Source organism: Burkholderia sp. LMU1-1-1.1 (genome assembly GCF_040675865.1).
GTDB lineage: Bacteria > Pseudomonadota > Gammaproteobacteria > Burkholderiales > Burkholderiaceae_D > Rugamonas.
The window spans coordinates 115932-137737 of record NZ_JBEGHG010000003.1; the positions used below are offsets into that span (position 1 = coordinate 115932).

At 66.8% G+C, this 21806-nt stretch carries 14 protein-coding genes; 3 read left to right on the forward strand and 11 right to left on the reverse strand.

The annotated features are described in order from the left end of the window. Positions 1–3: 3 nt before the first annotated feature. On the forward strand, positions 4–1560 hold the full coding sequence (locus tag MRBLMU1_RS04140; protein ID WP_363497439.1) for a hypothetical protein: 1557 nt from the start codon (positions 4–6) through the stop codon (positions 1558–1560). A gap of 123 nt (positions 1561–1683) precedes the next feature. On the opposite strand, the gene MRBLMU1_RS04145 is transcribed toward MRBLMU1_RS04140, so the two are convergent. After that, the gene (locus MRBLMU1_RS04145) at positions 1684–2775 is read right to left on the reverse strand and encodes an acyltransferase family protein (RefSeq protein ID WP_363497442.1); all 1092 of its coding nucleotides are present in this window, start codon (positions 2773–2775) and stop codon (positions 1684–1686) included. A 338-nt stretch (positions 2776–3113) separates the two neighbouring features. Between MRBLMU1_RS04145 and MRBLMU1_RS04150 the strand changes: the two genes are divergently transcribed. Continuing rightward, entirely contained in the window at positions 3114–4553 is a 1440-nt protein-coding gene (locus MRBLMU1_RS04150) for an Atrophin-1 multi-domain protein (protein WP_363497445.1), read from the forward strand. 123 nt (positions 4554–4676) lie between these two features. Continuing rightward, the gene (locus tag MRBLMU1_RS04155) at positions 4677–6725 is read left to right on the forward strand and encodes an acyltransferase family protein (RefSeq protein ID WP_363497448.1); all 2049 of its coding nucleotides are present in this window, start codon (positions 4677–4679) and stop codon (positions 6723–6725) included. Between the two features lie 22 nt (positions 6726–6747). Here MRBLMU1_RS04155 and MRBLMU1_RS04160 read toward each other — a convergent pair whose 3' ends face one another. The 10 genes from MRBLMU1_RS04160 to MRBLMU1_RS04205 form a co-directional block, all read right to left on the reverse strand. Continuing rightward, entirely contained in the window at positions 6748–7137 is a 390-nt protein-coding gene (locus MRBLMU1_RS04160) for a RidA family protein (protein WP_363497815.1), read from the reverse strand. Continuing rightward, entirely contained in the window at positions 7137–8312 is a 1176-nt protein-coding gene (locus tag MRBLMU1_RS04165; protein WP_363497451.1) for an acyl-CoA dehydrogenase family protein, read from the reverse strand. The genes MRBLMU1_RS04160 and MRBLMU1_RS04165 overlap by 1 nt, the downstream gene beginning before the upstream one ends. Positions 8313–8316: 4 nt before the next feature. Further along, a complete protein-coding gene (locus MRBLMU1_RS04170) occupies positions 8317–9171 on the reverse strand; it encodes an enoyl-CoA hydratase family protein (RefSeq protein WP_363497453.1) in 855 nt (284 codons plus the stop codon). 20 nt (positions 9172–9191) lie between these two features. Then, entirely contained in the window at positions 9192–9773 is a 582-nt protein-coding gene (locus MRBLMU1_RS04175; RefSeq protein WP_363497456.1) for a MarR family winged helix-turn-helix transcriptional regulator, read from the reverse strand. Positions 9774–9787: 14 nt separating this feature from the next. Then, complete coding sequence (locus MRBLMU1_RS04180) at positions 9788–10600, reverse strand: SDR family NAD(P)-dependent oxidoreductase (protein ID WP_363497459.1); 813 nt, start codon at positions 10598–10600, stop codon at positions 9788–9790. Beyond that, a complete protein-coding gene (locus MRBLMU1_RS04185; RefSeq protein ID WP_363497462.1) occupies positions 10597–12981 on the reverse strand; it encodes a bifunctional salicylyl-CoA 5-hydroxylase/oxidoreductase in 2385 nt (794 codons plus the stop codon). Before MRBLMU1_RS04185 ends, MRBLMU1_RS04180 begins: the two co-directional genes overlap by 4 nt. After that, positions 12978–14621: an AMP-binding protein gene (locus MRBLMU1_RS04190; RefSeq protein WP_363497465.1), complete on the reverse strand. Its 1644-nt coding sequence runs from the start codon at positions 14619–14621 to the stop codon at positions 12978–12980. Before MRBLMU1_RS04190 ends, MRBLMU1_RS04185 begins: the two co-directional genes overlap by 4 nt. A 101-nt stretch (positions 14622–14722) precedes the next feature. Next, positions 14723–15439 (reverse strand): response regulator, encoded by a 717-nt coding sequence (locus MRBLMU1_RS04195; protein ID WP_363497468.1) that lies wholly within the window; start codon positions 15437–15439, stop codon positions 14723–14725. A gap of 137 nt (positions 15440–15576) precedes the next feature. Beyond that, entirely contained in the window at positions 15577–20505 is a 4929-nt protein-coding gene (locus tag MRBLMU1_RS04200) for a two-component regulator propeller domain-containing protein (protein ID WP_363497818.1), read from the reverse strand. A 99-nt stretch (positions 20506–20604) separates the two neighbouring features. Further along, positions 20605–21780, reverse strand: a complete 1176-nt coding sequence (locus MRBLMU1_RS04205; RefSeq protein WP_363497471.1) for a patatin-like phospholipase family protein — start codon at positions 21778–21780, stop codon at positions 20605–20607. Positions 21781–21806 lie beyond the last annotated feature (26 nt).

Below are 21806 nucleotides of genomic sequence, written 5' to 3' on the forward strand. Positions count from 1 at the left end.
ACGATGAAAACCCTGAATATTTATAAACTGCTGACGTTCCTGGTCCTGCCATTTCTGCTGAGCTGGCCGGCCTGGTTCAACGGCCAGCCGTTCCTGTTCCAGGACACCACCGCCTACATCAAGGGCGCCGCCAGCGCCGCCAACCTGCTGGTGGAAACCAAAACGGCGCGCAACTGGCTGACGGCCGGCATGACGCCTGCCGACGACGCCCGCGCGGCAGCGGCCGCCGCCAGCGGCGCGCCCGCCCCCGCGCCGTCCGCGCAGCTGAGCAGCTCGCCCGACAAAAGCGGCGTGATCTCGGGCCGCTCGATCTACTACGGCATGTTCATGTTCCTGACCGCCTGCGTGCTGGGCCTGAAGGGTGTGCCGCTGTTGCAGGCGCTGCTGGCCACCGCCATGATCGCCACCTTCCTGCGCCAGCGCTACACCGTCGATTACCGCACCATCGCCGCCACGCTGCTGTTGCTGGCCGTGGCCAGCCCGCTACCCTACTTCAACAGCATGCTGATGCCGGACGTGTTCGCCGGGCTCGGCATCGCCGGCGTCGTCGCCCTCGTCATGATGCCGCGCGCGCCGACCGGCGTGCGCCTGTTCTGGGCCCTGCTCACCGTGGCCGCCGTGTTGTTCCACACCGCCAATATCATGATCATCCTGGCCACCATCATCACGCTGGTCGTGGTGTGGCTGGTGCTCAACCGCCGCGAACCGATCCGCTGGCCGGCGGTCGCGCTCGCGGTCGGACTGGTATTCGTCGGCGTGGCCGGCGAGGCGGCTTTCAACTTCGGCGTGCGCCACTTCACCAACACCACTCCGATCCGTCCGCCGTTCATGACCGCGCGCCTGCTCGCCGACGGCCCGGGCAACACCTTCGTGCAGACCCAGTGCCCGCAGGCCGGATTCGAGGTCTGCAAGTACGCACGGGACTTCACGCGGGCCACGTCGGACGACTTCCTGTGGAGCGCGGACCCGCGCATCGGCGTCTTCACGCTGGCGTCGAAGGATGCCCGCACCCGCCTCGGGCAGCAGGATTTCGCCTTCGCCAAGGCGGTCTTCATGGCGTATCCGCTGCAGGTGATGGAAAACTCGGCGCGCAACATCGGCGCCCAGCTGGGGTATATCGGGCTTGAGGAGTTCGTCTACGCGCCAGGCATGGTGCAGAATTTCGAACCGAAGATCCCGGCCGACGAGCAGGCGGTGCTCGAGGGCACGCGCGCGGCCACGGGCACGTTCAACGTCTCGTATTCGGCGCTGCTGATCCAGATCACCAGCGTGGCGGCGTTGCTGGTGTGCCTGGCGGCGGTGGTGGTCTTGTTCAGGCGGCGCCGGTACCCTGAGCTGACGTTGATCACGATCATGCTGCTCAGCATGCTGATCAACGCCGGCGTCTGCGGCGCGCTGTCGACGCCGCACGACCGCTACCAAGGCCGCATCATATGGATACTGCAACTGATGGCGATCGTCATCGTGGCGGTGCGCTACAACCGCGTCAAGCTGCCGGGCAAGCAAGCCGACCGCGCGGAAGACGCGCCCGCGCAACCCTTGTCGGCCGCCGCCGGTTAACTGGTCGACCACAAGCCAGGCATCGTTCTAAAACACGTGGGGCGGATTACGCGCTGCGCGCTAATCCGCCCCACGTGTTTTACGGTCGCCTCATGACCGTGCCAAAACGAGTCACAATCCCCTTCAAGTCCGCTTCGGCAACGCCGCACTCAAGCGGTCGGTCACCGACTTCACAAACACCAGCGCCTGCTGCTTCCGGTTCAGCACCTTCTCTTCCACATACGTCCACGACAGATAACCCACGCAGCACGACACCGCCAGCGAAATAATGAAATTCTCATGCCATGCACGGTGATCGGGCAACAGCTGATAAACCGCCTGCTGGATCGCATAGCTGTACAAATAGATACCGTAAGAAATATCGCCGGCGCGCAGCACAAACGTCTTCTTAAAATCGATCAGGCCGATATACACGGTGATATAGGCGATCGCCGCCGAAGCGAAATATTCCCCCTCGCGCCACTGCAACGCCAGCCACGCCACCCCGATGCACGCGACGAACGCCAGCGTGCTGTGCTTGATCTTTTCCCGCATCGTGTACAGCGCCACGCCCCACAGGAACGACCATAGCGCGCAACGTCCGGACGGCTTGAAGTTGAACTCGCCAAGGTCCTTGGTAAAACTGCGCACGGTCACGGCCACCGTCAGCAACGCCAGCAGCACCACGAACGTGCGCGGACGACGGTGCAAGGTCACCACGTACAAAATCGATATCGCGATATAGCACTCAAGCTCGTACGGAATGGTCCACAGCTGGCCGTTGACCATGTTCGTATGGTTGTCGGCAAACACGCCGGGCAAGGTGTACTGGATGATCCCCAGGATGTTCAGGAAGTACTTGTGCAGCATCGGGCTGGAGAAGTACTCGTTCAGCGGCAGCGTAGTCAGCGCGGCGCCGATGAGCAGCGCCGAGATCACCACCTCGACGCACAGCGCGGGGAAGATGCGCAGCGCGCGCAAGGTCAGGAAACTCGGCAAGTGGCTGGTACGGAACAGGCTGCCCGCCACCAGGAATCCGCTCAGCGCGAAAAAGGCCGGCACGAACGTCAGGATCAGCGGCCGGATCGGCAGGAAATATTGCTTCTCGACGGCGGCGCCATAGCAAATCGAAACCGAGTGCCACGCGACAATAAAAACGGCCAACAGAATACGCAGATAGTCAAAACCGGTGGGACGGTGCCCCGACAAAGCCGACGTTTGTTGCAGCGTTAGCATAATTCCCCCACGAAAGATAAGTGTTTTATATGCAGGAAAAACTTTAGCATTCGAACATCTTACCTGCTTTCGCGGGGATTTTTGCGTCGCAACAAAAAATAAGTGCGCGGATCGCCATATGGCCCTGCCATCGGCATTAATCCTGAGATATAAAAAATTCTGCGATGCACCATTTTTGGCAACAAATGGTTTTATCAAGCACCAAATGTAGCCAGTCGGCACTGTAAATATTCCAAAAAGAAATTTTACAAAGGAAATTTAATGCCCTATAATAACTTTCATAAAAGCACAAATTGCTCACGGTCAGTTACAGCCTTCATCATTTTCGAGGACTGTACATGAGATTTAGCCCTACCCGACTGCGTGCATTGCTCGCGTCAACCTGTATCGCCGGCGCCATGATGGCGTCGATTCCATTCACCGCCCAGGCCCAAAACGCCTATGACTCTCCCTCCGGATGGGGCAGTTACAAGCGGCCGTTCTCGGTCGATTCGCCGTGGAACGCACGTCCGATCCGTCCCCACTTCGGCACGTTCGAGTTGCGCAAGCCGGTTTTCAATCCGACATGGCTGCCAGCCATCGACGACGGCCCGTATTCGCTCACGGTGTTCAAGGCCTCGGCCACCGACACGCCGATGACGGTCTATAACGTGGCCGACCCGGACTCGGCCAGCTACTCGCGCAACGTCACGCTGCCGCATTGGCCGGTCGGCGTGACCGGCGCCAGCGGCAGCGACGGCCACGCCGACATCATCGACACGCAAACGGGCATCGTCCACTCGTTCTTCCAGCTCCGCTGGGTGGGCGGCAAGTGGACCGCCACCATGTACTCGTGGACGCGGCTCGACGGCCGTGGCTGGGGCGACGCGGTCCACTGGACCCAGGGCGTGCGCTCGTCGGGCGTGCCGCCATCGGGCGGCTTGATCCGGCGCCACGAGATCGACGACGGCGCCGAGTATTACAAGCACGCCCTGGCCATGGCGCTGCCGAGCCAGTCGCTGGCCAACGGCGTGACGCAGCCGAGCTATGTGTTCCCGGCCACCACGGCCGACAGCACGGCCCACACCAACACCGGGCAAATCCCGCTCGGCACGCGCATGATGTTGCCGGCCTCGTTCGACCACAAATCGATCACCAGCCCGGCGCTGCGCAAGGTGGCCAACACGCTCAAGGTGTACGGCGCCATGGTGGTCGACCGCACCTATGACGTCGCGTTCGGCATCTATGTCGAAAACGGCGCCAACTACACGCTCATGCCCAACGGCTGGGACACGCGCGTGGTGGCCGACCTCGAGCGCATCCGCGCGGCGTTGCGGCCGGTGGTGTGGGGCGAGAGCTGGGTGGACGGCGACGGCAACTCGTTCGACGACCCGCAAAAGCTGGGCGTGCTGTCGATGCGCGGCGACTGGCAAAAGGTCGGCGGCGGCGGCAACGGACCGGGCAGCTTCGATACTTGGCAGCAGGCCCTGGTCTTCCCGTACACCGAGAAAAAGCTCAGCCAGGTCAACTACAGCACGGGCGCGAGCCACGTCAGCTGGAGCGCGCTCAAGCGGAACGACAAGATGCGCTTCACGTCGGTCACCACCGGCGGCGCCACGATCCGCCTGCAGGTCAGGGTCGGCACCGCGCTGTACTACGACAGCGGCTTCCTGGCCAACGGCTCGTCGACGACCTTCAACTGGCCCGATCCGGCGCTGGGCAAGATCGCGGTGGCGGTGCTGGCCGACAGCGGCGTCTGGACCGCGTCGACTGCGCGCGGCGTGCTGATCAAGAACTAAAGCGCAACACCGGCGGCGCGGAGCGATCCGCGCCGCCCGGCCGCATCGCCAAGATTGCCAAAAGTTTATTTTTTGTGCATTATCCATGACTGGTGCACTTCGCACTGCCTTCATGGTGGCGGCATGAGCAAACCCTCTTCCAACTACCGCGCCGACATCGACGGCCTGCGCGGGATCGCCGTGCTCTGCGTGGTGCTGTTCCACGCCGGGGTGGCCGGTTTCGACGGCGGCTTCGTCGGCGTCGACATTTTCTTCGTCATCTCCGGATACCTGATCTGCGGCATCATCCAGCGGGAAATCAGCGAGCAACGTTTTAGCTATGCCAAGTTCTACGCGCGCCGCGCCCGCCGCATCCTGCCGGCGTTGTTCGTGGTGCTGCTGGTGTGCTTCGTCACGGGCGCGCCGGTCATGACCGGTGCCGAAATGCAGGACTTCTCGAAAAGCGCGGTGGCCAACATCGCCGCCGTCTCCAATATCTATTTTTGGAAAAGCGCCAACTATTTCTCAACCTCGGCCGAGCTCAAGCCGTTGATGATGACCTGGTCGCTCAGCGTCGAGGAACAGTTCTACCTGTTTTTCCCGCCGGTGCTGCTGCTGATCCGCCGCTATAAATGGAGCGTCGGCGGCGTGCTGGCGGCGCTGACGGCCTTGTCGCTGATCGCTTCGGTCTGGATGACGTCGCGCAATCCATCGACGGCTTTTTTCCTGCTGCCGGCGCGCGCCTGGGAACTCGGCATCGGCGCCCTGCTGGCCCATTACGACGGCCGCGCCGCGCTTGCGCGCCGGGCGCCGCCGGCCTGGGTCAAACAGGCGCTCGGCGCCGGCGGACTGGTGGCGGTGCTGGCCGCCGTGACGCTGTATGACCACACCACCGCCTTCCCCGGCATCGCCGCCGCGCTGCCGGTGCTCGGCGCCGCGATGCTGATCGCCGCCAACGGCAGCCTGGTCAACCGCGTCATCCTGGGCAGCAAGGCGCTGGTGTTCGTCGGCCTGGTGTCGTATTCCTGGTATCTGTGGCACTGGCCGATGCTCAGCTTCGCCAGGCTGGTGGCGGACCGCCCGCTTGGCGTGGGCACGGCGCTGGTGCTGGTCGCCCTGGCGTTCCTGCTGGCCATCGCTTCGTGGCGGTTCGTCGAACGGCCATTCCGCACCAGCACGACCGGCGACGCCGGCACGCTGTGGCGCTACGGCGCGGCCACGGCGGTCATGCTGGCCGTCGGCGCCGGCCTGGCCGCCGGGCGCGGATGGCCGCAGCGCCTGCCCGACGATTTCGTCGCCATCGAACGCAGCGCCCCGATGCCCGGCGACGTGTGCCTGGTCGGTTACGGCCAAACGGCGCTCAACCTATCGCCGGCGTGCGTCGCGGCCGCCGGACATGGATCGTTGGCGCTGATCGGCGACAGCCACGCGGCCGCCATCGCCGGCGGCCTGCGCGCACTGGCGTCCCGGCAGGGGATCGGTTTCAACCAGCTGACCAAGGCCTCTTGTCCGGCGCTCCAGGGCGTCAGCCGCCGCATGCTCAATCAGCCGCCGCACGCGCGCGAGTGCGCCAGCTTCAACCAGGCGGCGCTGGCCCGGGTGCGCGACGATCCCGCCATCAAAACCGTGGTGCTGGCCGGGTACTGGTCGGCGCCCTTCGACCAGGAGGCGGCCGGCCAGCGCTTCGTACTCGACACACAACCGGACGCCGAGGTGACGCCCGGGCAAAGCCGTGAATATCTGCGCCAGGGGCTGGCGGCGACGGTGGGTATGATGACCGCCGCCGGCAAGACGGTGGTACTGGTCAAGGATGTGCCGATGTTCGGCTTCGATCCGGTGCGCGCGGTCGCCGCCGCGTTGATCCCGGCCCGCAAGGCCATGGCGACGATGCTGGGCATGCCGCCATCGGGCGACGGGCAAACGGCGGCCGACAGCCTGGTGATCAACAAGGGCGACGTGGCCAGCGCCTACATCGACGACATCGGCCGCCGCTATCCGGCCGTCATGCTGGTCGATCCGGCCGCCACGCTGTGCGCGGCCGGCCGCTGCAGCTACAGCGGGCGCGCCGATCTGTATTATCTCGACTCCCAGCACTTGACCGCCGTTGGCGGCCGCGTGATGCTCAACCAGCCGGCCATCGTCGCGCTGCTGGCCGGCCAGCGCAGCGCGACGGCGCGCGTGTCGTCGCGCTGACGCCCGGCGGCGCTGATGCCGCCTACGGCACCAGCGCCGTGACCTCGATCTCGACGCGGGCGCGGTCCTCGACCAGTCCCGCCACCTGCACCGCCGTCATCGCCGGATAGTGCGCGCCGATGACGTCGCGGTACGCCGCCCCCACCTCCTTGTAGGCGGCCACGTACTCCTTGCGGTCGATCACGTACCACGTCATGCGCACGATGTGCTCGGGGCGCGCGTCCGCCTCGGCCAGCACGGCGACGATGTTTTCCAGCGCCTGGCGCACCTGTCCGGCGAAATCGTCGGTATGGAACACGCCCTGCCCGTCCCAGCCGATCATGCCGCTGACGCACACCGTGCGGCCGCTGGCGGCCACGCCGTTCGAATAGCCGCGCGGTTTGGCCCAGTGCGGCGGTTGAAGTATCTCCATCATGCGTCCTTGTCGGTCTGCTCGCGCAGCAGCTCGCGCGCGATGATCAATTGCTGCACCTCGGTGGCGCCCTCGTAGATGCGCAGCGCGCGGATCTCCCGGTACAGGCGCTCGACCGGCTGCCCGCTGACCACACCGAGCCCGCCGAACATCTGCAGCGCGGCGTCGATCACCTGCTGCGCCGTTTCGGTCGCGGTCATCTTGGCCATCGCCGCCTCCCTGGTCACCTTGCGGCCTTGATCGCGCTGCCACGCGGCGCGGTAGGTCAGCAAGGCGGCGGCGTCGACGCCGGTGGCCATCTGCGCCAGCTTGGCCTGCGTCAGCTGGAAGTCCGACAGCATCTGGCCGAACATCGGCCGCCGCGTGGCGTGGGCCAGCGCCTCGTCCAGCGCGCGCCGCGCGAAGCCCAGCGCGGCGGCGGCGACCGAGGTGCGGAACACGTCGAGCGTGGCCATCGCCACCTTGAAGCCCTGCCCCGCCTCGCCGATCCGGTTGGCGGCCGGGATGCGGCAACCGTTGAACACCAGGCGCGCCAGCGGATGCGGCGCGATCACCTGGATGCGCTCGGCGATCTCGAAGCCCGGCGTGCCGGCATCGACGATGAAGGCGCTGATGCCGCGCGCGCCGGGCTGTTCGCCGGTGCGGGCGAACACCACATAGAAGTCGGCGATGCCGCCGTTGGAGATCCAGGTTTTTTCGCCGTCGAGCACATAGTCGTCGCCGTCGCGCGCCGCCGCGCACCGCATGGCGGCGACGTCGGACCCGGCCTGCGGCTCAGACAGCGCGAAGGCGGCGATGGCCTCGCCGCGCGCCACGCGTGGCAGGTAGGCCTGACGCTGCGCGGCGCCGCCATGCAGGCTGATGGCGCCCGCACCCAGCCCCTGCATGGCGAAGGCGAAATCGGCCAGGCCGTCGTGGCGCGCCAGCGTCTCGCGGATCAGGCAGATGGCGCGGGTGTCGATGACGTCGGCCTCGCCGCCGTGCGCCGTGCCGGCGACCGCGTGCCGCAGCCAACCGCCCTCGCCCAACTGGCGCACCAGCCGGCGGCAGGCGCCGTCGACGTCCGCGTCATGATGCCCGGAGACGTTCAGCGCGGCCCATTCGTCCAGCCGCCGCTCCAGGGCCGCGTGGCGCTCATCGAAAAACGGCCACGCCAGATAGGTTTTGTCGCTCATGCTTTCAGTCGCCTTCGAATTCGGGTTTTTGCTTCGCCACGAAGGCGTGGTACGCGCGGTGGAAGTCGTTGGTCGCCATGCAGATGGCCTGCGCCTGCGCCTCCGCCTCGATGGCCTGGTCGACGCCCATGCTCCACTCCTGCCGCAGCATGTTCTTGGTCATGCCGTGCGCGAAGGTGGGGCCGGCGGCCAGTCCCCGCGCGAAGGCGCGGGCGGCGTCCGCCAGCTCCTCCGGCGCCCGCAAGCTGTTGAAAAAGCCCCAGCGCTCCGCCTCCGCGCCGGACATCGAACGCCCGGTGTACAGCAGTTCTGCCGCGCGGCCCTGGCCGATCACGCGCGGCAGCAGCGCGCAGGCGCCCATGTCGCAGCCGGCCAGGCCCACGCGGGTGAACAGGAAAGCGGTCTTGCTGCGCTCCGTGCCGATGCGGATGTCCGACGCCAGCGCCAGCATCGCGCCGGCGCCGGCGCAAATGCCGTCGATCGCGGCCACGATGGGCTGCGGACAGGCCAGCATGGCTTTCACCAGGTCGCCGGTCATGCGGGTGAAGGCCAGCAGGCCCGGCATGTCGAGTTTGGTCAGCGGGCCGATGATGTCGTGCACGTCGCCGCCGGAGCAGAAGTTGTCGCCGGCGCCGGTGATCACCACGGCCTTGATATCGTCCGCGCGCGCCAGCGCGAGGAACAGGTCGCGCAGTTCGGCGTAGGAGTCGAAGGTCAGCGGGTTTTTGCGGTCCGGGCGGTTCAGGGTCAGCGTGGCCACGCCGTCGTCGGCCTCGAACAGGAAATGGCCGGCGCGGTAGCCGGCCAGGGTGGCGCGGTTGCCGGGCAGCCGGTGGGCTTCGCCTTGAAGATATCGCATGGGTTGTCCTTTTCTTGTCCCTATTTTTCGTCGGCGTTGCGGTCGGCGGAACGATCGGCTGCGTACAAATGCTGCTTCATCTGCGACAGCAGGTCGATCAACCGGCCCTTGTCGGCGCCGGACATATCCTGCAGCAGTTCGGCGATCCAGCCCTCGTGCACCACGGCCATCTCGGTGAAGGCGCGGCGCCCGGCCGCCGTCAGCTTGACGCTGTAGGCGCGGCCATCCTTGGGGTCGGGCACGCGCACCACCAGCTTTTCCTGCTCCAGCTGGTCCGTGATGCCGGTGATGTTGCCCCCGGTGACCATCATCCGCTTCGACAGCTCGCCCATGCGCAGGCCCTGCGGATAGCGCTCCAGCTGCGCCATCAGGTCGAAGCGCGGCAGCGTGATGCCGAAGGTCGCGCGCAGCCGGGTGCGGATTTCGGTTTCGATCTTGACGGTACATGACAGCATCCGCAGCCACAGTTTGAGCGACTGGTGATGGTCCTGCGTCAGCCGGCTGGCCAGGTCGAGCACCGGCTCCCCGCCCGCCGCTTGTTCGTCCGGCGCGGATGGATCGGCATCGTTTTGTTTCTCTTGATCGTTGTCTGATGGGGGCATAACGTCCTTGTACATCACATGACTTCACCGCCGGCGACGGCGATGGACTGTCCATTCATGGCGGCCGATTCGGCCAGGCATAGCCAGACCACGGCATTGGCCACTTCCTCGCTTTGCACCAGCCGCTTTTGCGGATTGCCGGCGGCCAGTTCGGTGCGGGCCTCGTCTTCGGTGCGGCCGGTCTTGGCGACGATGTTGGCGACGGCGTCGCGCACGATATCGGTCTCAGTATAGCCGGGGCAGACGGCGTTGACGGTCACGCCCTTGGTCGCCACCTCCAGCGCCAGCGCGCGGGTCAGGCCGACCACACCGTGTTTGGCGGCGGTGTAGGCGGCGGCGTAGCGGTAGCCGGTCAGGCCGGCGGTCGATGCGACGTTGACGATGCGGCCCCACTTCGCTTCCAGCATGGCGGGCAGCGCCGCCTGGGTGCAGTGGAAGGTGCCGCTCAGGTTCACGTCCAGCATGCGCTGCCACAACGCGGCGCCGGTTTTTCCGAACGGCGCGGCGGCGGCCTGGCCGGCGTTATTGATCAGGATATCGATGCGGCCGAAACGTTCGGCGGCGGCGGCGAAACCGGCGCGCACCGAGTCCTCGTCGGCGACGTCCAGCACCTGGGTGCCGATGTCGGCGCCCGGCGGCGACACGGCGCGCATCGACGCCTGCGCGGCGGCCAGCGCGGCGGCGTCGCGGCCGGCCAGGGTGACGCGCGCGCCGCGCGCCAGCAAGGCCTGCGCGCAGGCGGCGCCGATGCCGCGCGAGCCGCCGGTGACCAGCGCGTGTTTGCCGGCCAAAGGTAATGTGCCTAGTGATTTCAATGCGTCGTTCATTCATCCGTCCCGCGTGGTTCAACCTTGTTCGCCGAGGCCAACTGGCGCTCGCGCTCCATATTGCGCTCCATCTGCTGCTTGGCCGGCAGATACTGTTTGGGCCAGCCGACCGCCGTGTAACCCAGCTTCGCCGCCTCGCACAGCGTCCACGCCGGATTGGCCAGGTGCGGCCGGCCCACCGCGCACAAATCGGCGCGTCCCGACGCGATGATGCCGTTGGCGTGGTCCGCCTCGAAGATCGAACCCACCGCGATCGCGCCGATGCCCGCCTCGTTGCGTATCCGGTCCGCGAACGGCGTCTGGAACATGCGGCCGTACACCGGCTTTTCCAGCTTACTCACCTGTCCCGACGAGCAATCGATCATATCGGCGCCGGCGGCCTTGAACAAGCGCGCGATCCGCACCGCATCGTCCGGCGTGATGCCGCCTTCGACCCAGTCGTGGGCCGAAATGCGCACGCTCATCGGCTTGTGGCGCGGCCACGCGGCGCGCATGGCCGCGAACACGCGCAACGGATAGCGGCAGCGGTTCTCCAGGCTGCCGCCATACTCGTCGCCGCGCTCGTTGGTCAGCGGCGAAATGAAGGACGACAGCAGGTAACCGTGCGCGCAGTGCAGCTCCACCCAGTCGAAGCCCGCTTCGTCCGCCGCCCGCGTGGCGCGCACGAAATCGCCTTCGATACGGTCCATGTCGGCCACGGTCATCGCCCGCGCGGTCTGCGAGACGCCGGCCAGGTACTGCTGCGGCGAGGCCGACACCAGCGGCCAATTGCCCGTCTCGAGCGGCCGGTCGATGCCGTCCCACATGACGCGCGTCGAGCCCTTGGCGCCGGCGTGGCCCAGCTGCACGGCGATGTGCGCGTCGCTGTTCCGGTGGACGAAATCGACGATGCGCCGCCAGGCCTGCGTGTGCCCGGGCGTATACAGGCCCGGACAGGCCGGCGTGATGCGGGCGTCGGCCGACACGCAGGTCATCTCGGCGAACACCATCGCCGCCCCGCCCATCGCCCGGGCGCCGAGATGCGCCAGGTGGTAATCGCCGACGACGCCGTCGACGGCGCTGTACTGCGCCATCGGCGACACCACGATGCGGTTCTTCAGCAGCAGGTCGCGCACCTTGAACGGCGTGAACATCGGCGGCACGCGGGTCGAAGCGCTGGTGGCGGGAACCGGCAAACCCGCCTGTTCGAACGCGCGGGCCGCGAACCAGTCCTCGTAGCCGGCCACGTACGCCGCGTCGCGCAGGCGCAGGTTTTCGTGCGACAGCCGCTGGCTGCGCGTCAGCATCGAGTAGGCGAATTGCTGCGCCTCCATCGCGGAATAGCGCTCGACGTTCTCGAACCATTCCATCGAGTTGCGCGCCGCGCTTTGCAGCTTGGCCACCTCGACGGCGCGCGCATCCTGGTAGGCCGCCAGCGCCGTCTCCAACTGCGCGGCATCCTCTCCCCGCCCGAAGCAGCGCGCCAGCTCGATCGCGTCCTCCAGCGCCAGCTTGGTGCCGGAACCGATCGAATAGTGCGCCGAGTGGGCGGCGTCGCCCATCAGCACCACCGGCATGCGTTTGCCGCCGGCCTCGTTCCAATGCACCCACTGGTCGCAGACGATGCGCGGGAACTTGATCCACATGTTCGCCCCTTGCAGGTGGGGCGAGTTCGACATCAGGCCGTGGCCGTCCAACTGCTCGGCGAACAGCTGCTCGCAATAGGCGATCGCCCCGGCCTGGCCCATCTCCTCCAGCCCCGCCGCGCGCCACACCGACTCCGGCGTCTCGATGATGAAGGTCGACGTCTCGCCGTCGTACTGGTAGATATGCGCCTGGAACCAGCCATGCGCCGTCTGTTTGAAGGCGAAAGTGAAGGCGGCGAACTTCTTGCGCGTGCCCAGCCAGACAAAGCGGCACTGGCGCGCCTCGATGCGCGGCTGGTAGCTGTCCGCGTAGCGGGTACGCGTGCGGCTGTTCAGGCCATCCGAGGCGATCACCAGATCGGCCTCGTGGCGCGCGGCGAGCTCCTGGTCGTCCCGCACCTCGGTCTCGAACACCAGCGACACGCCCAGTTCCTCGCAGCGTTTCTGCAGGATGTTCAGCAGGTGCTTGCGGCCGATGCCGCAGAACCCGTGGCCGCCCGACGTGACCTTGCTCCCTTTGAAGAACACGTCGATATCGTCCCAGTGATTGAACGAGCGAAGGATTTCGCGCGCGGTGGGCTCGTCGGCGTTCATCAGGTTGCCCAGCGTCTGGTCGGAAAACACCACGCCCCAGCCGAAGGTGTCGTAGGGCCGGTTGCGCTCCACCACGGTGATGCGGTGGGAAGGATTCCGCTTCTTCATCAGCAGGCTGAAATACAGGCCGGCGGGGCCGCCGCCCAGGCAAAGGATGTTCATGGATTTTCCGTACGCAGTTTGAAGCGCTGCAGTTTGCCCGTCTCGGTGCGCGGCAGCGCCTTGAGGAAACGGATCGAACGTGGATACTTGTAAGGCGCGATCTGCTGCTTGACGAATTCCTGCAGCTGCGCCGCCAGTTGCGGCGACGGCACGGCGTCCGGCTTGAGCACCACGTGCGCTTCGACGATCTGCCCGCGCTCGTCGTCGGCCCTGCCGATCACGCCGCATTCGGCCACGGCGGGATGGCGCAGCAGGGCGTCCTCCACTTCCGGGCCGGCGATATTGTAGCCGGCGGAGATGATCATGTCGTCGGTGCGCGAGCGGTAGTAGAAATAGCCGTCGGCATCCATCTCGTAGGCGTCGCCGGTCAGGTTCCAGCCATTGAGCACGTACTCGCGCTGGCGCGCGTCGGCCAGGTAGCGGCAGCCGGTCGGGCCCTTCACCGCCAGCCGTCCGATCACGCCCGGGCCGACCGGCTTGCCGTCGTGATCGAGGATACAGGCCTGGTAGCCGGGCACCGGCTTGCCGGTGGCGCCGGCGCGCACCTGGTCGCCCGCGGCCGAAATGAAGATGTGCAGCAGTTCGGTCGCGCCTATGCCGTCTATCATTTCCAGTCCGGTGGCGCGGCGCCAGGCCTCGCGCGTCGCCGCCGGCAGCGCCTCGCCGGCCGACACGGTCGCGCGCAGGCTGGCCAGATCGTGGGCGCCGGCCATCTGCGCCATCTGCCGGTAGAACGTCGGCGCCGTGAAGCACACCGTGGCATGGTATTTTTCGATCGCCTTGAGCAGCGTTTCCGGCGTCAGTTTCTCCAGTAGCACCGCCGCCGCGCCCGCCCGCAGCGGAAACAGCAGCAGGCCGCCAAGGCCGAAGGTGAAGGCCAGCGGCGGCGTTCCGATGAACACATCGTCGGGCCGCGAGCGCAGCACCGAACGCGGGAAGCAGTCGCAAATCGCCATGACGTCGCGATGAAAATGCATGGTGCCCTTGGGGATGCCGGTGGTGCCGGACGTGAAGCTGATCAGGCATACATCGTCGGCCGCCGTGTCGACCGCCTCGAAGCTGGCCGGCTGCGCGGCCATCAGCGCCTCCAGCGGACTGTCCTCGCCGCCGAACCACAAGGTCCGTTCGCGCACCGATTGCGGCAACGGCAGATCGACCGCCTCCAGCTCGGCGCGCAGCGCTTCGGCGCACAGCACCGCGTTGATCTCGGACTTGCCGGCGATGGCGGCCAGCTCGCGCGCGCGCAGCAGGGGCATGGTCGGCACGGCGATGCAGCCGCACTTGATCACCGCCAGTATGCAGGCGGCCATCATGGGATTGTTGGCGCCGCGCAGCAGCACGCGGTTGCCCGCTTCCAGTCCCATCGGCCCGCGCAGCACGTGGGCGATGCGGTCGACCCGCTCGCGCAAGCCGGCGTAGGTCCAGCTTCCGTGCTCGCCGAGGATCGCGCTGCGCGCGTCGAAACCGGTGGCGCCTTTCAGCAACTCATCCACACAATTGAGGCGCGGCGGGTACTGGAGCTCGGGCAGGTCGAAGCGCAGCTCCGGCCACAGTTCCGGCGGCGGCAAATGGTCGCGCGCGAAATGGTCGGTGTGGGCGCTGGCGGCGGTGCCGGCGGGACTGTCGGTGGATTGGTTCATGGTCGCCCTGAAGTGGCAATGTCAGAGATACTTTAAACTTAAACTATCTCGGCATCAAGCGCAATGTGCGGAACGAAATCAGAGCGAAATCAATACGGCTGTCAGCCAACGGTGCTCTTGCGAACCAATTCGGCCTGCTGATCGACCGCCCGCATCACATCCGACAGCACCGCCTGGACCGCCTCGTTGGACAACCGGCCCGGCGCCAAGCCCTTCAGCGCGGCGGCGGCGCCGCCCAGGCCAAGGGTCACGCAGCCAGCGTGCAGCCGTTCGATCCGCGCCTGGGCGTCCTGCTGCCCGCCCCTGGCCAGCAGCGCATCGAGATCGCCGCCGGCGGCGGCCAACTGATTGCGGAAACCATTCAGATAAACCAGCAGACGCTCGGCGTTGATGCCGAGGCGGCGCAATGTCGCCGCCGGGTCCTCGGCCTTGTGTCCGGAACCGCTGGCCGCCTGGTCGAGAAAGCCGGCCAGATGGACGCGCACCTGCTCTGCCTGGAACGGCTTGACGATGTAGCCGGCGGCGCCGGCATCGGTGGCCTCCTGCAAGGTGTCCTTGTCGGAGGCCGACGTCACCAGCACGAACGGCATGCCCTCCAGATCGGCATGGCCTTTGACGTGCCGCAGCAACTCCATGCCCGACATATTGGGCATGCGCAGGTCGCAAAAGCAGATAGCCGGCCGCAAGCCGGCCTGCAACTGCCGCCACGCGTCGGCGCCATCCTCCGCTTCCACTATGTCGAACTTGCCGCAGCTGTCGATCAAATGCATCAACACCATGCGCGAGACGACGTCGTCGTCGACTACCAGAACTTTCATGTAACTCCCTGTGCCTTTGCCGGCAATTTGCCTTTGGTGGGCACTTGTGATGATCTTACATTATAAACAGGGCATAAATCCCGCTGTCGCCAGCTTAGGAGGGTGTCGCAAACACGTTGGGTATTGCGCGCGGCGGCTTACAGCGTGCTAGTCGCTCCGGCCTGTTCCAGCAGAACGCGCAGCTTCGGCATCGCATCGGCGATCCGCGGCCAGTCGTTATGATCGGCGGACAGTTCCAGCTCGCCGCACAGCGCCTGCAACTCCTGCTCCTCCAGATAGCCCGCGCTGCCCTTCATACCGTGCAGCAGGCGGCTGGCGGTCTCGCCGTCGCCGCTCGCCAAGGCCCGCTCCAACTCCGCCAGGCGCAGCGGCGCGTCCTGGTTGAAGGCGTTGCGCAGGCGCGCTTTCAGGTCGCCACCGGCACCGCTGTGCTGCGCCAGCCTGGCCGGCTCCGAGGCGGCCGGCTCGACCCCGAACATCGCGTCCAGTTCCGGCGTGCCGATGGCGGGATGACGGCGCGGCTCCATGCGCGGCAGGCTCACGCCGCGCTGCAACTGGCGCTCGATCGCGCGGCTTAGCTGGAAGTGCAGCTTGTCCTCGTCGATAGGCTTGGTGAGGAAATCGTCCATGCCGGCGGCAATGTAGCGGCTGCGGTCCTCCTCGCTGGCGTTGGCGGTCAGCGCGATGATCATCAACTCCTGGTCGCGCACCGGGGCCGCCTCGGTGCCGCCCGAGCGGATCAGGCGCGTGGCGCTGGCGCCGTCCATTTCCGGCATGCGGCCGTCCATCAGGATCAAATCGTAGCGCGTCAGCGCGCAGGCCTTGACGGCCAGCGCGCCATTGGCGGCGATGTCCACCTTGTGGCCCAGGTCCTCGAGCATCATGCGGATGATGATCTGATTGGTGGGGAAATCCTCGGCGCACAGCACCTTGAGCTGGTGGCTGTGCGGTTCGCGCGGCACATGCGGCACCAGCGGCGGCGGCACGCCGTTCGCCAGCGGCAGCTCGAACGAGAACACGCTGCCCCGCCCCGGCGTGCTGACGGCGTTGATGCTGCCGCCCATCAGCTCCACCAATTGGCGGCAGATCGCCAGACCCAGGCCGGTGCCGCCGTAGCGGCGGGTGGTGGAGGCGTCGGCCTGCTCGAACTGCTGGAACAGGCGCGGAATGGCGTCGGCCTCGATGCCGATGCCGGTGTCGGCGACGGTGAAGCGGATGCGGTTGACCGCCCCCTTGCGGCCGTCCCGCGACCGCCCATCCCCCTGCACATCGTCCGGCGCGCGCTCGACGCGCATCATGACCGACCCGTGCTGGGTGAACTTGAAGGCGTTGCCGACCAGGTTGACCAGCACCTGGCGCAGCCGCGTCGGATCGCCGACGACGAACTGCGGCAGGCCGTCGCCGAACTCCAGGCTGAAGCCGACGCTGTGCGCGGCGGCCTGCTCCTCGAACAAGCCGACCACGTTGTGCACCGCCGCCGACAGCGAGAAGTCGATGTTCTCGATGGTCAGCTTGCCCGCCTCGATCTTGGAGAAGTCCAGCAGGTCGTTGATGATCGACAGCAGCGACTGCGCGTTGGCCTGGCCGCGCAGGATCTGCTCGCGCGTGCTGTCGTGCAGCCGGCCGTCGCGCAGCGCGAAGCTCAGCATGCCGATCACGCCGGCCAGCGGGGTGCGCATCTCGTGGCTCATATTGGCCAGGAACTCGGACTTTTGCCGGGTCGCGTCCTCCGCCTTCTGCTTGGCCAGGCGCAGACGTTCGTCGTTGTCCTGCAAGGCGCGGTTGGCCAGCGCCAGCTCCTCGGTGTGCAGGCGCACCTGCTTCTCCTGCAGCAGCAGCTGGTCCTGCGTCTGGCGCAGCGTTTGCAGCGCCTCCTCCAGCTGCTGGTAGGCGCGCGCGTTTTCCAGCCCGGCCACCGCGTGCGAGGCCAGCGTCTGCAACATGTCCATGTGGACCCGCTGATAGCTGTTCTTTTGCGTGCTCTGCACGCAAATCAGGCCGACCACCTTGTCGCCGGCGATCAGCGGCGCGTACAGCGTCGACTGCGCGGCGGCCAGCTGCACGCCATCCTCGCGCACGCACAACATCACCGACTCCAGCCCGGAATCGTCCATATAGTCGCGGTACTCGGCCCGCATGTCGTTGATGAAGATCGGCTTGCGGTGGGTGACACACCACACCGCCAGCTGGTTGGGTTCATCGAGCCGCCGCTGGTAGGGCAGCGTGCGCACGCCGCCCTCGATCGCGAACGGAAAATCGATCACGCCGTCGTCCTCTCGCACGAAGCCGATGCCGAAGATCTGGGCGCTCATCAGGTGATGCACGTGGCGGTACAGCGTCAGCATCGACGTTTCCATGTCCAGCGTGGCGCTCAACTCCCGTCCCAGCTCGCTCAGCACCGAGATGTTGCGGTGCGCCTGCTCGACGTTTTCCTTCTGCCGCTCGACTTCCTTTTTCTGCCGCTCGGTGTCGATGCGGCGCTGTTCGGCCTCGGCGCGCTGTGCTTCGGCCTCCAGCCGGCGCAGTTCCAGCTCCTGCTTCTGCTGTTGCAGCAGCAGGTTCTTATGCTCGACTTCCGCCGTGCGCGAGCCGACCAGCTGCTCGAGCCGCTGCTGCTGGCGGCGCAGGCTGCGCACGCGCGCATGGTAAGCCGCGTAGGCCGCGCTCAGCAACAACAACGCGATCAGGCTGCGGAACCACCAGGTCTTCCAGAACGGCGGCAGGATGGTGATCTGCAGGCTGGCGGCGTTGTCGTTCCAGATGCCGTCCTTGTTGGCGGCTTTGACGCGGAAGGTGTAGGTGCCCGGGTCCAGGTTGGTGTAGGTGGCGAAGCGTTTGGTGGCGTCGGTGACCACCCAGTCCTCGTCGAAGCCCTGCAGCTGGTAGGCGAAGCGGTTGCGCTGGGGCGCGGCGTAGTGCAGCGCCGCGAACTCCAGCGAGAACACGGAATCGTTCTCGCTCAGGGTCAGCGCGCTGGTGTGCTCGATGGCCTTCGTCAGCACCTTCGCATGCTCGCCCTGCCCGGCCCTGACCGACTTGTTAAATATCTGGAAGTCGGTGATCGCCACCGTCGGCGCCACGCTGTTTTCGCGCACGTCCGCGGGCGAAAAAGCGGTGATGCCGTTAAAGCCGCCGAAGTACAGCGTGCCGTCCGGCGTGCGCAGCGCGGCGCCGTCGAAGTAGGCGCCCTCGATGGTGCCGTCGGCGCCGCTGTAATTGCGCACCAGCCCCGAATCGATGTTCAACCGCGACAAGCCGCTGTTGGTGCTCAGCCAAAGGTTGCCGGCGTTGTCGGGCAGGATGGAGGCGATGGCGTCGTCGGCGATGCCGTCCTTCCGCAGGTAGCGCCGGAAGCGGATGCCGCCGTCCGGGGCCACGTCCATCCGGTTCAGGCCCGCCGCCGTGCCGACCCAGATCGTGCCGCGCGCGTCCTCGTACAGGCAGTGCACCTCGTCGTGACTGAGGCTGAGCGGGTCGGCGGGGTCGCGGCGGAAGTGGCGGAAGCGCCCGGTCTTGCGGTCCAGCAGATCGAGGCCGTTGAAGGTGCCCACCCACAGCTGGCCGCGGCGGTCCTCCAGGATCGGCCGCACCACGTTGTCGGCCAGGCTGGTGCCGTCGGCCGGGTTGTGGCGGAAGGTGCGCACGTCCATCGTGCGCGGATCGAGCCGGTGCAGGCCGCCACGGCTGGCGACCCACAACATGCCGGCGCGGTCGGCGACGATGTTGCGCACCGTGTCGCTGCCGACGTCGGCGCTCATGAACGACACCGCCCGTATCGCGCCGGTGGCCGGATTGAGGTAGTTGACGCCCGCCCGTCCGCCGATCCACAGGTTGCCGTTTTTTTCGCGCAGCAGCGCGGTGACCTGGTCGTCGCTCAGGCTATTGGGGTCCCGCGGATCGTGGCGCCACACCCGGCTCTCGCCGGTGACGGGATCGTACAGGTTCAAGCCGCCGCCGCTGCCCAGCCACAGCCGCGTGCCGCCCTCGGCGACGATCGCCCGCACCTTGTTGTCGGACACGGAGTTGAGCATGTCGGACTGGCGCACGATGCGCGCGAAACCGCCGCTGCCCATGTCGACGCGGCTGACGCCATCGTTCCAGGTGCCGACCCAGAAGGTGCCCACCCGGTCGCGGAACATGGCCGATATCTGGTTGTCGGCCACGCTGTGGCCATCGCTGAACTGGTGGCGGTACTGCGTCAGCCGGTTCTCGGCCGGCAGCCAGCGGAACAGGCCATCGGCCTGGGTCCCGACCCAGATCTGGTTTTCGACGTCCTCGTACAGCGTGGTGACGCTCACCCCGGGATTGATGCCCTCGCGCGCGCCCAGGCGCCGGCGCTGCGGCTCGACGCCCAGCAGGCGCCATTGTTCCAGCCCGCCCATGGTGCCGATCCACAGCGTCTGCGCGCTGTCGACCTGCAGCGACAGCACGGCGTTGAAGCGGCTGTCGCCGCCGGCGTCCAGGGTGTAGTGGCGGAAGTGCGCCGCGCCCGGCGCCAGCATATCGAGGCCGGTGGCGGTGGCCACCCACAGGCGCCCGGCGGCGTCGCGCGCCAGCGCGTTGACCTGGTCGTTGGCCAGGCTACCCGCATCGGCCGCGTCGTGATGCCAGCTGGTGAAGCGCTTGGTGGAGGGGTTGAAGTGATGCAGGCCGTCGGCGCTGCCCACCCATAGGCCGCCCAAGCCATCGTCGACGATGGCGCGCACGTGGCGGTTGCCGTTGCCGCGTTGCCCCGGCTCCTGCGGCGCGAAGTGGGTGAACCGGCGCGTGGCCGGATCGTACAGATCCAGGCCGCCGTCTGTGCCGACCCACATCCGGCCGGTGCCGTCGACGTGCAGCACCCGTACCCAATTGTCGACCAGGCTATTGGGATCGGAGACGGCGCTCTTGTAGGTGACGGTGCGGTAGCCGTCGAAGCGGGTCAGGCCGGCCTGGGTGCCGAGCCAGATGAATCCCTGCGTGTCCTGGGCGATGGCCAGCACCGATTCCTGCGCCAGTCCGTTCTCGACACCGAGCTGCTCGAAGCGCAAGGTGCGCGGCGGCGCGCCGGCCCATGCGGCGGCCATGCCGAGTCCCCACAGCAGAAGGGCGGCCAACAGCAATGGACCCGGCGAGAGTCTGGATAATCGTCTAAAAAACGGCAACACGGTTCCACAAATCGGTGTTCAGGATTCAAAGAAGGCCAGCACGTCCTCTTTACGAGCCTGGGTGTCGCGCTGACCGAGGCGGATCAACTCGCAAGTATAAGTCGATTCGAACAATAAATACGAGGCCAATGCGGCCCCGCGCGTTTCGGTCGCGCCGATTCCGGACAACATGGTGCGTATCGGCGCCGGCAAACTGGCGATATGGCGGCTGGCGATATCGTCGAGCCGTTCGGACGGCGCGATCACCAGCAGCTTGACCGGCTTGAGGGGCGTCTGCTCGAGCAGCTCCGGCGGCAGCATCGACAAGGTCTTGTTGACGCGCTCGAGGCGCTCGATGTCGACCGCCAGCGAATCGAGGAAGATCGACGACATGGCATGGCCGGCGATCTGCGCCAGGCTGGGATAGCGCGCCGAACTTTTTTCGGCGGCGCTGCGCGCCGGCTCGGTCAGGCGCCCCGCCCCCACCACCAGCACCTTGCTGGCGCCGAGGTGGATCGCCGGCGAGATCGGCGCCAACTGGCGCATCGAGCCGTCGCCGCAGTATTCGCGGTGGCCGCCCATGTACAGCGGCGTGGCCGGGAAGATGAACGGGATCGCCGACGACGCCAGCAGGTGCTCGACGCCGATCTGGTCCTGCAGCGCCACGCGCTGCATGCGTATCCACGGCGCGATGTCGGCGGCGGTCTGGTAGAACGTCAGGTGGTTGCCGGCGGTGTAGGACGAGGCGGTGACGGCCAGCGCGTGCAGCAGGCCCTCGGACAGCGCCGTGTCGAGGCGCGGCAGGTCGAGCATGCGGTGCAGCAGGCCGACCAGCGGCGTGTTGTCGAGCAGCGAAGCCGGCGGCGCGGCGCGCCATTTGCGCAGCAGCCAGCCGAACGACAGCAACGACAGCCAGCGCGCGCCGGAACGGATCACGCCCAGCGAGTCGGCGCGGTAGACCTGTTCGACCTCGATATGCTGCCAGACGTCGAGCAGCTTTTGCACGCCCTCGCCGAAATTATCGGCACGGCAGGCCAGCGCGGTGGCGTTGATCGCGCCGGCAGAGGTGCCGCAAATGATGTCGAAAGGATTACGCGCCGGCGGCCAGCCCGCCTCCCATAGTATCTCCGAGATCGCCTGTAGAACGCCGACCTGGTAGGCCGCGCGGGCGCCGCCTCCCGTCAGGATCAAGCCTGTTTTCTTTTGAATTCCCATGCGCCAAGGTTATCAGGGTATCCGCC

Coding starts and splice junctions, on each gene's coding strand:
- MRBLMU1_RS04155 (WP_363497448.1), top strand. CDS start 4,677: ATGAGCAAACCCTCTTCCAACTACCGCGCCGACATCGACGGCCTGCGC.
- MRBLMU1_RS04170 (WP_363497453.1), bottom strand. CDS start 9,171: ATGCGATATCTTCAAGGCGAAGCCCACCGGCTGCCCGGCAACCGCGCC.
- MRBLMU1_RS04195 (WP_363497468.1), bottom strand. CDS start 15,439: ATGAAAGTTCTGGTAGTCGACGACGACGTCGTCTCGCGCATGGTGTTG.
- MRBLMU1_RS04160 (WP_363497815.1), bottom strand. CDS start 7,137: ATGGAGATACTTCAACCGCCGCACTGGGCCAAACCGCGCGGCTATTCG.
- MRBLMU1_RS04150 (WP_363497445.1), top strand. CDS start 3,114: ATGAGATTTAGCCCTACCCGACTGCGTGCATTGCTCGCGTCAACCTGT.
- MRBLMU1_RS04180 (WP_363497459.1), bottom strand. CDS start 10,600: ATGAACGACGCATTGAAATCACTAGGCACATTACCTTTGGCCGGCAAA.
- MRBLMU1_RS04205 (WP_363497471.1), bottom strand. CDS start 21,780: ATGGGAATTCAAAAGAAAACAGGCTTGATCCTGACGGGAGGCGGCGCC.
- MRBLMU1_RS04145 (WP_363497442.1), bottom strand. CDS start 2,775: ATGCTAACGCTGCAACAAACGTCGGCTTTGTCGGGGCACCGTCCCACC.
- MRBLMU1_RS04200 (WP_363497818.1), bottom strand. CDS start 20,505: ATGGCCGCCGCATGGGCCGGCGCGCCGCCGCGCACCTTGCGCTTCGAG.
- MRBLMU1_RS04140 (WP_363497439.1), top strand. CDS start 4: ATGAAAACCCTGAATATTTATAAACTGCTGACGTTCCTGGTCCTGCCA.
- MRBLMU1_RS04165 (WP_363497451.1), bottom strand. CDS start 8,312: ATGAGCGACAAAACCTATCTGGCGTGGCCGTTTTTCGATGAGCGCCAC.
- MRBLMU1_RS04175 (WP_363497456.1), bottom strand. CDS start 9,773: ATGCCCCCATCAGACAACGATCAAGAGAAACAAAACGATGCCGATCCA.
- MRBLMU1_RS04185 (WP_363497462.1), bottom strand. CDS start 12,981: ATGAACATCCTTTGCCTGGGCGGCGGCCCCGCCGGCCTGTATTTCAGC.
- MRBLMU1_RS04190 (WP_363497465.1), bottom strand. CDS start 14,621: ATGAACCAATCCACCGACAGTCCCGCCGGCACCGCCGCCAGCGCCCAC.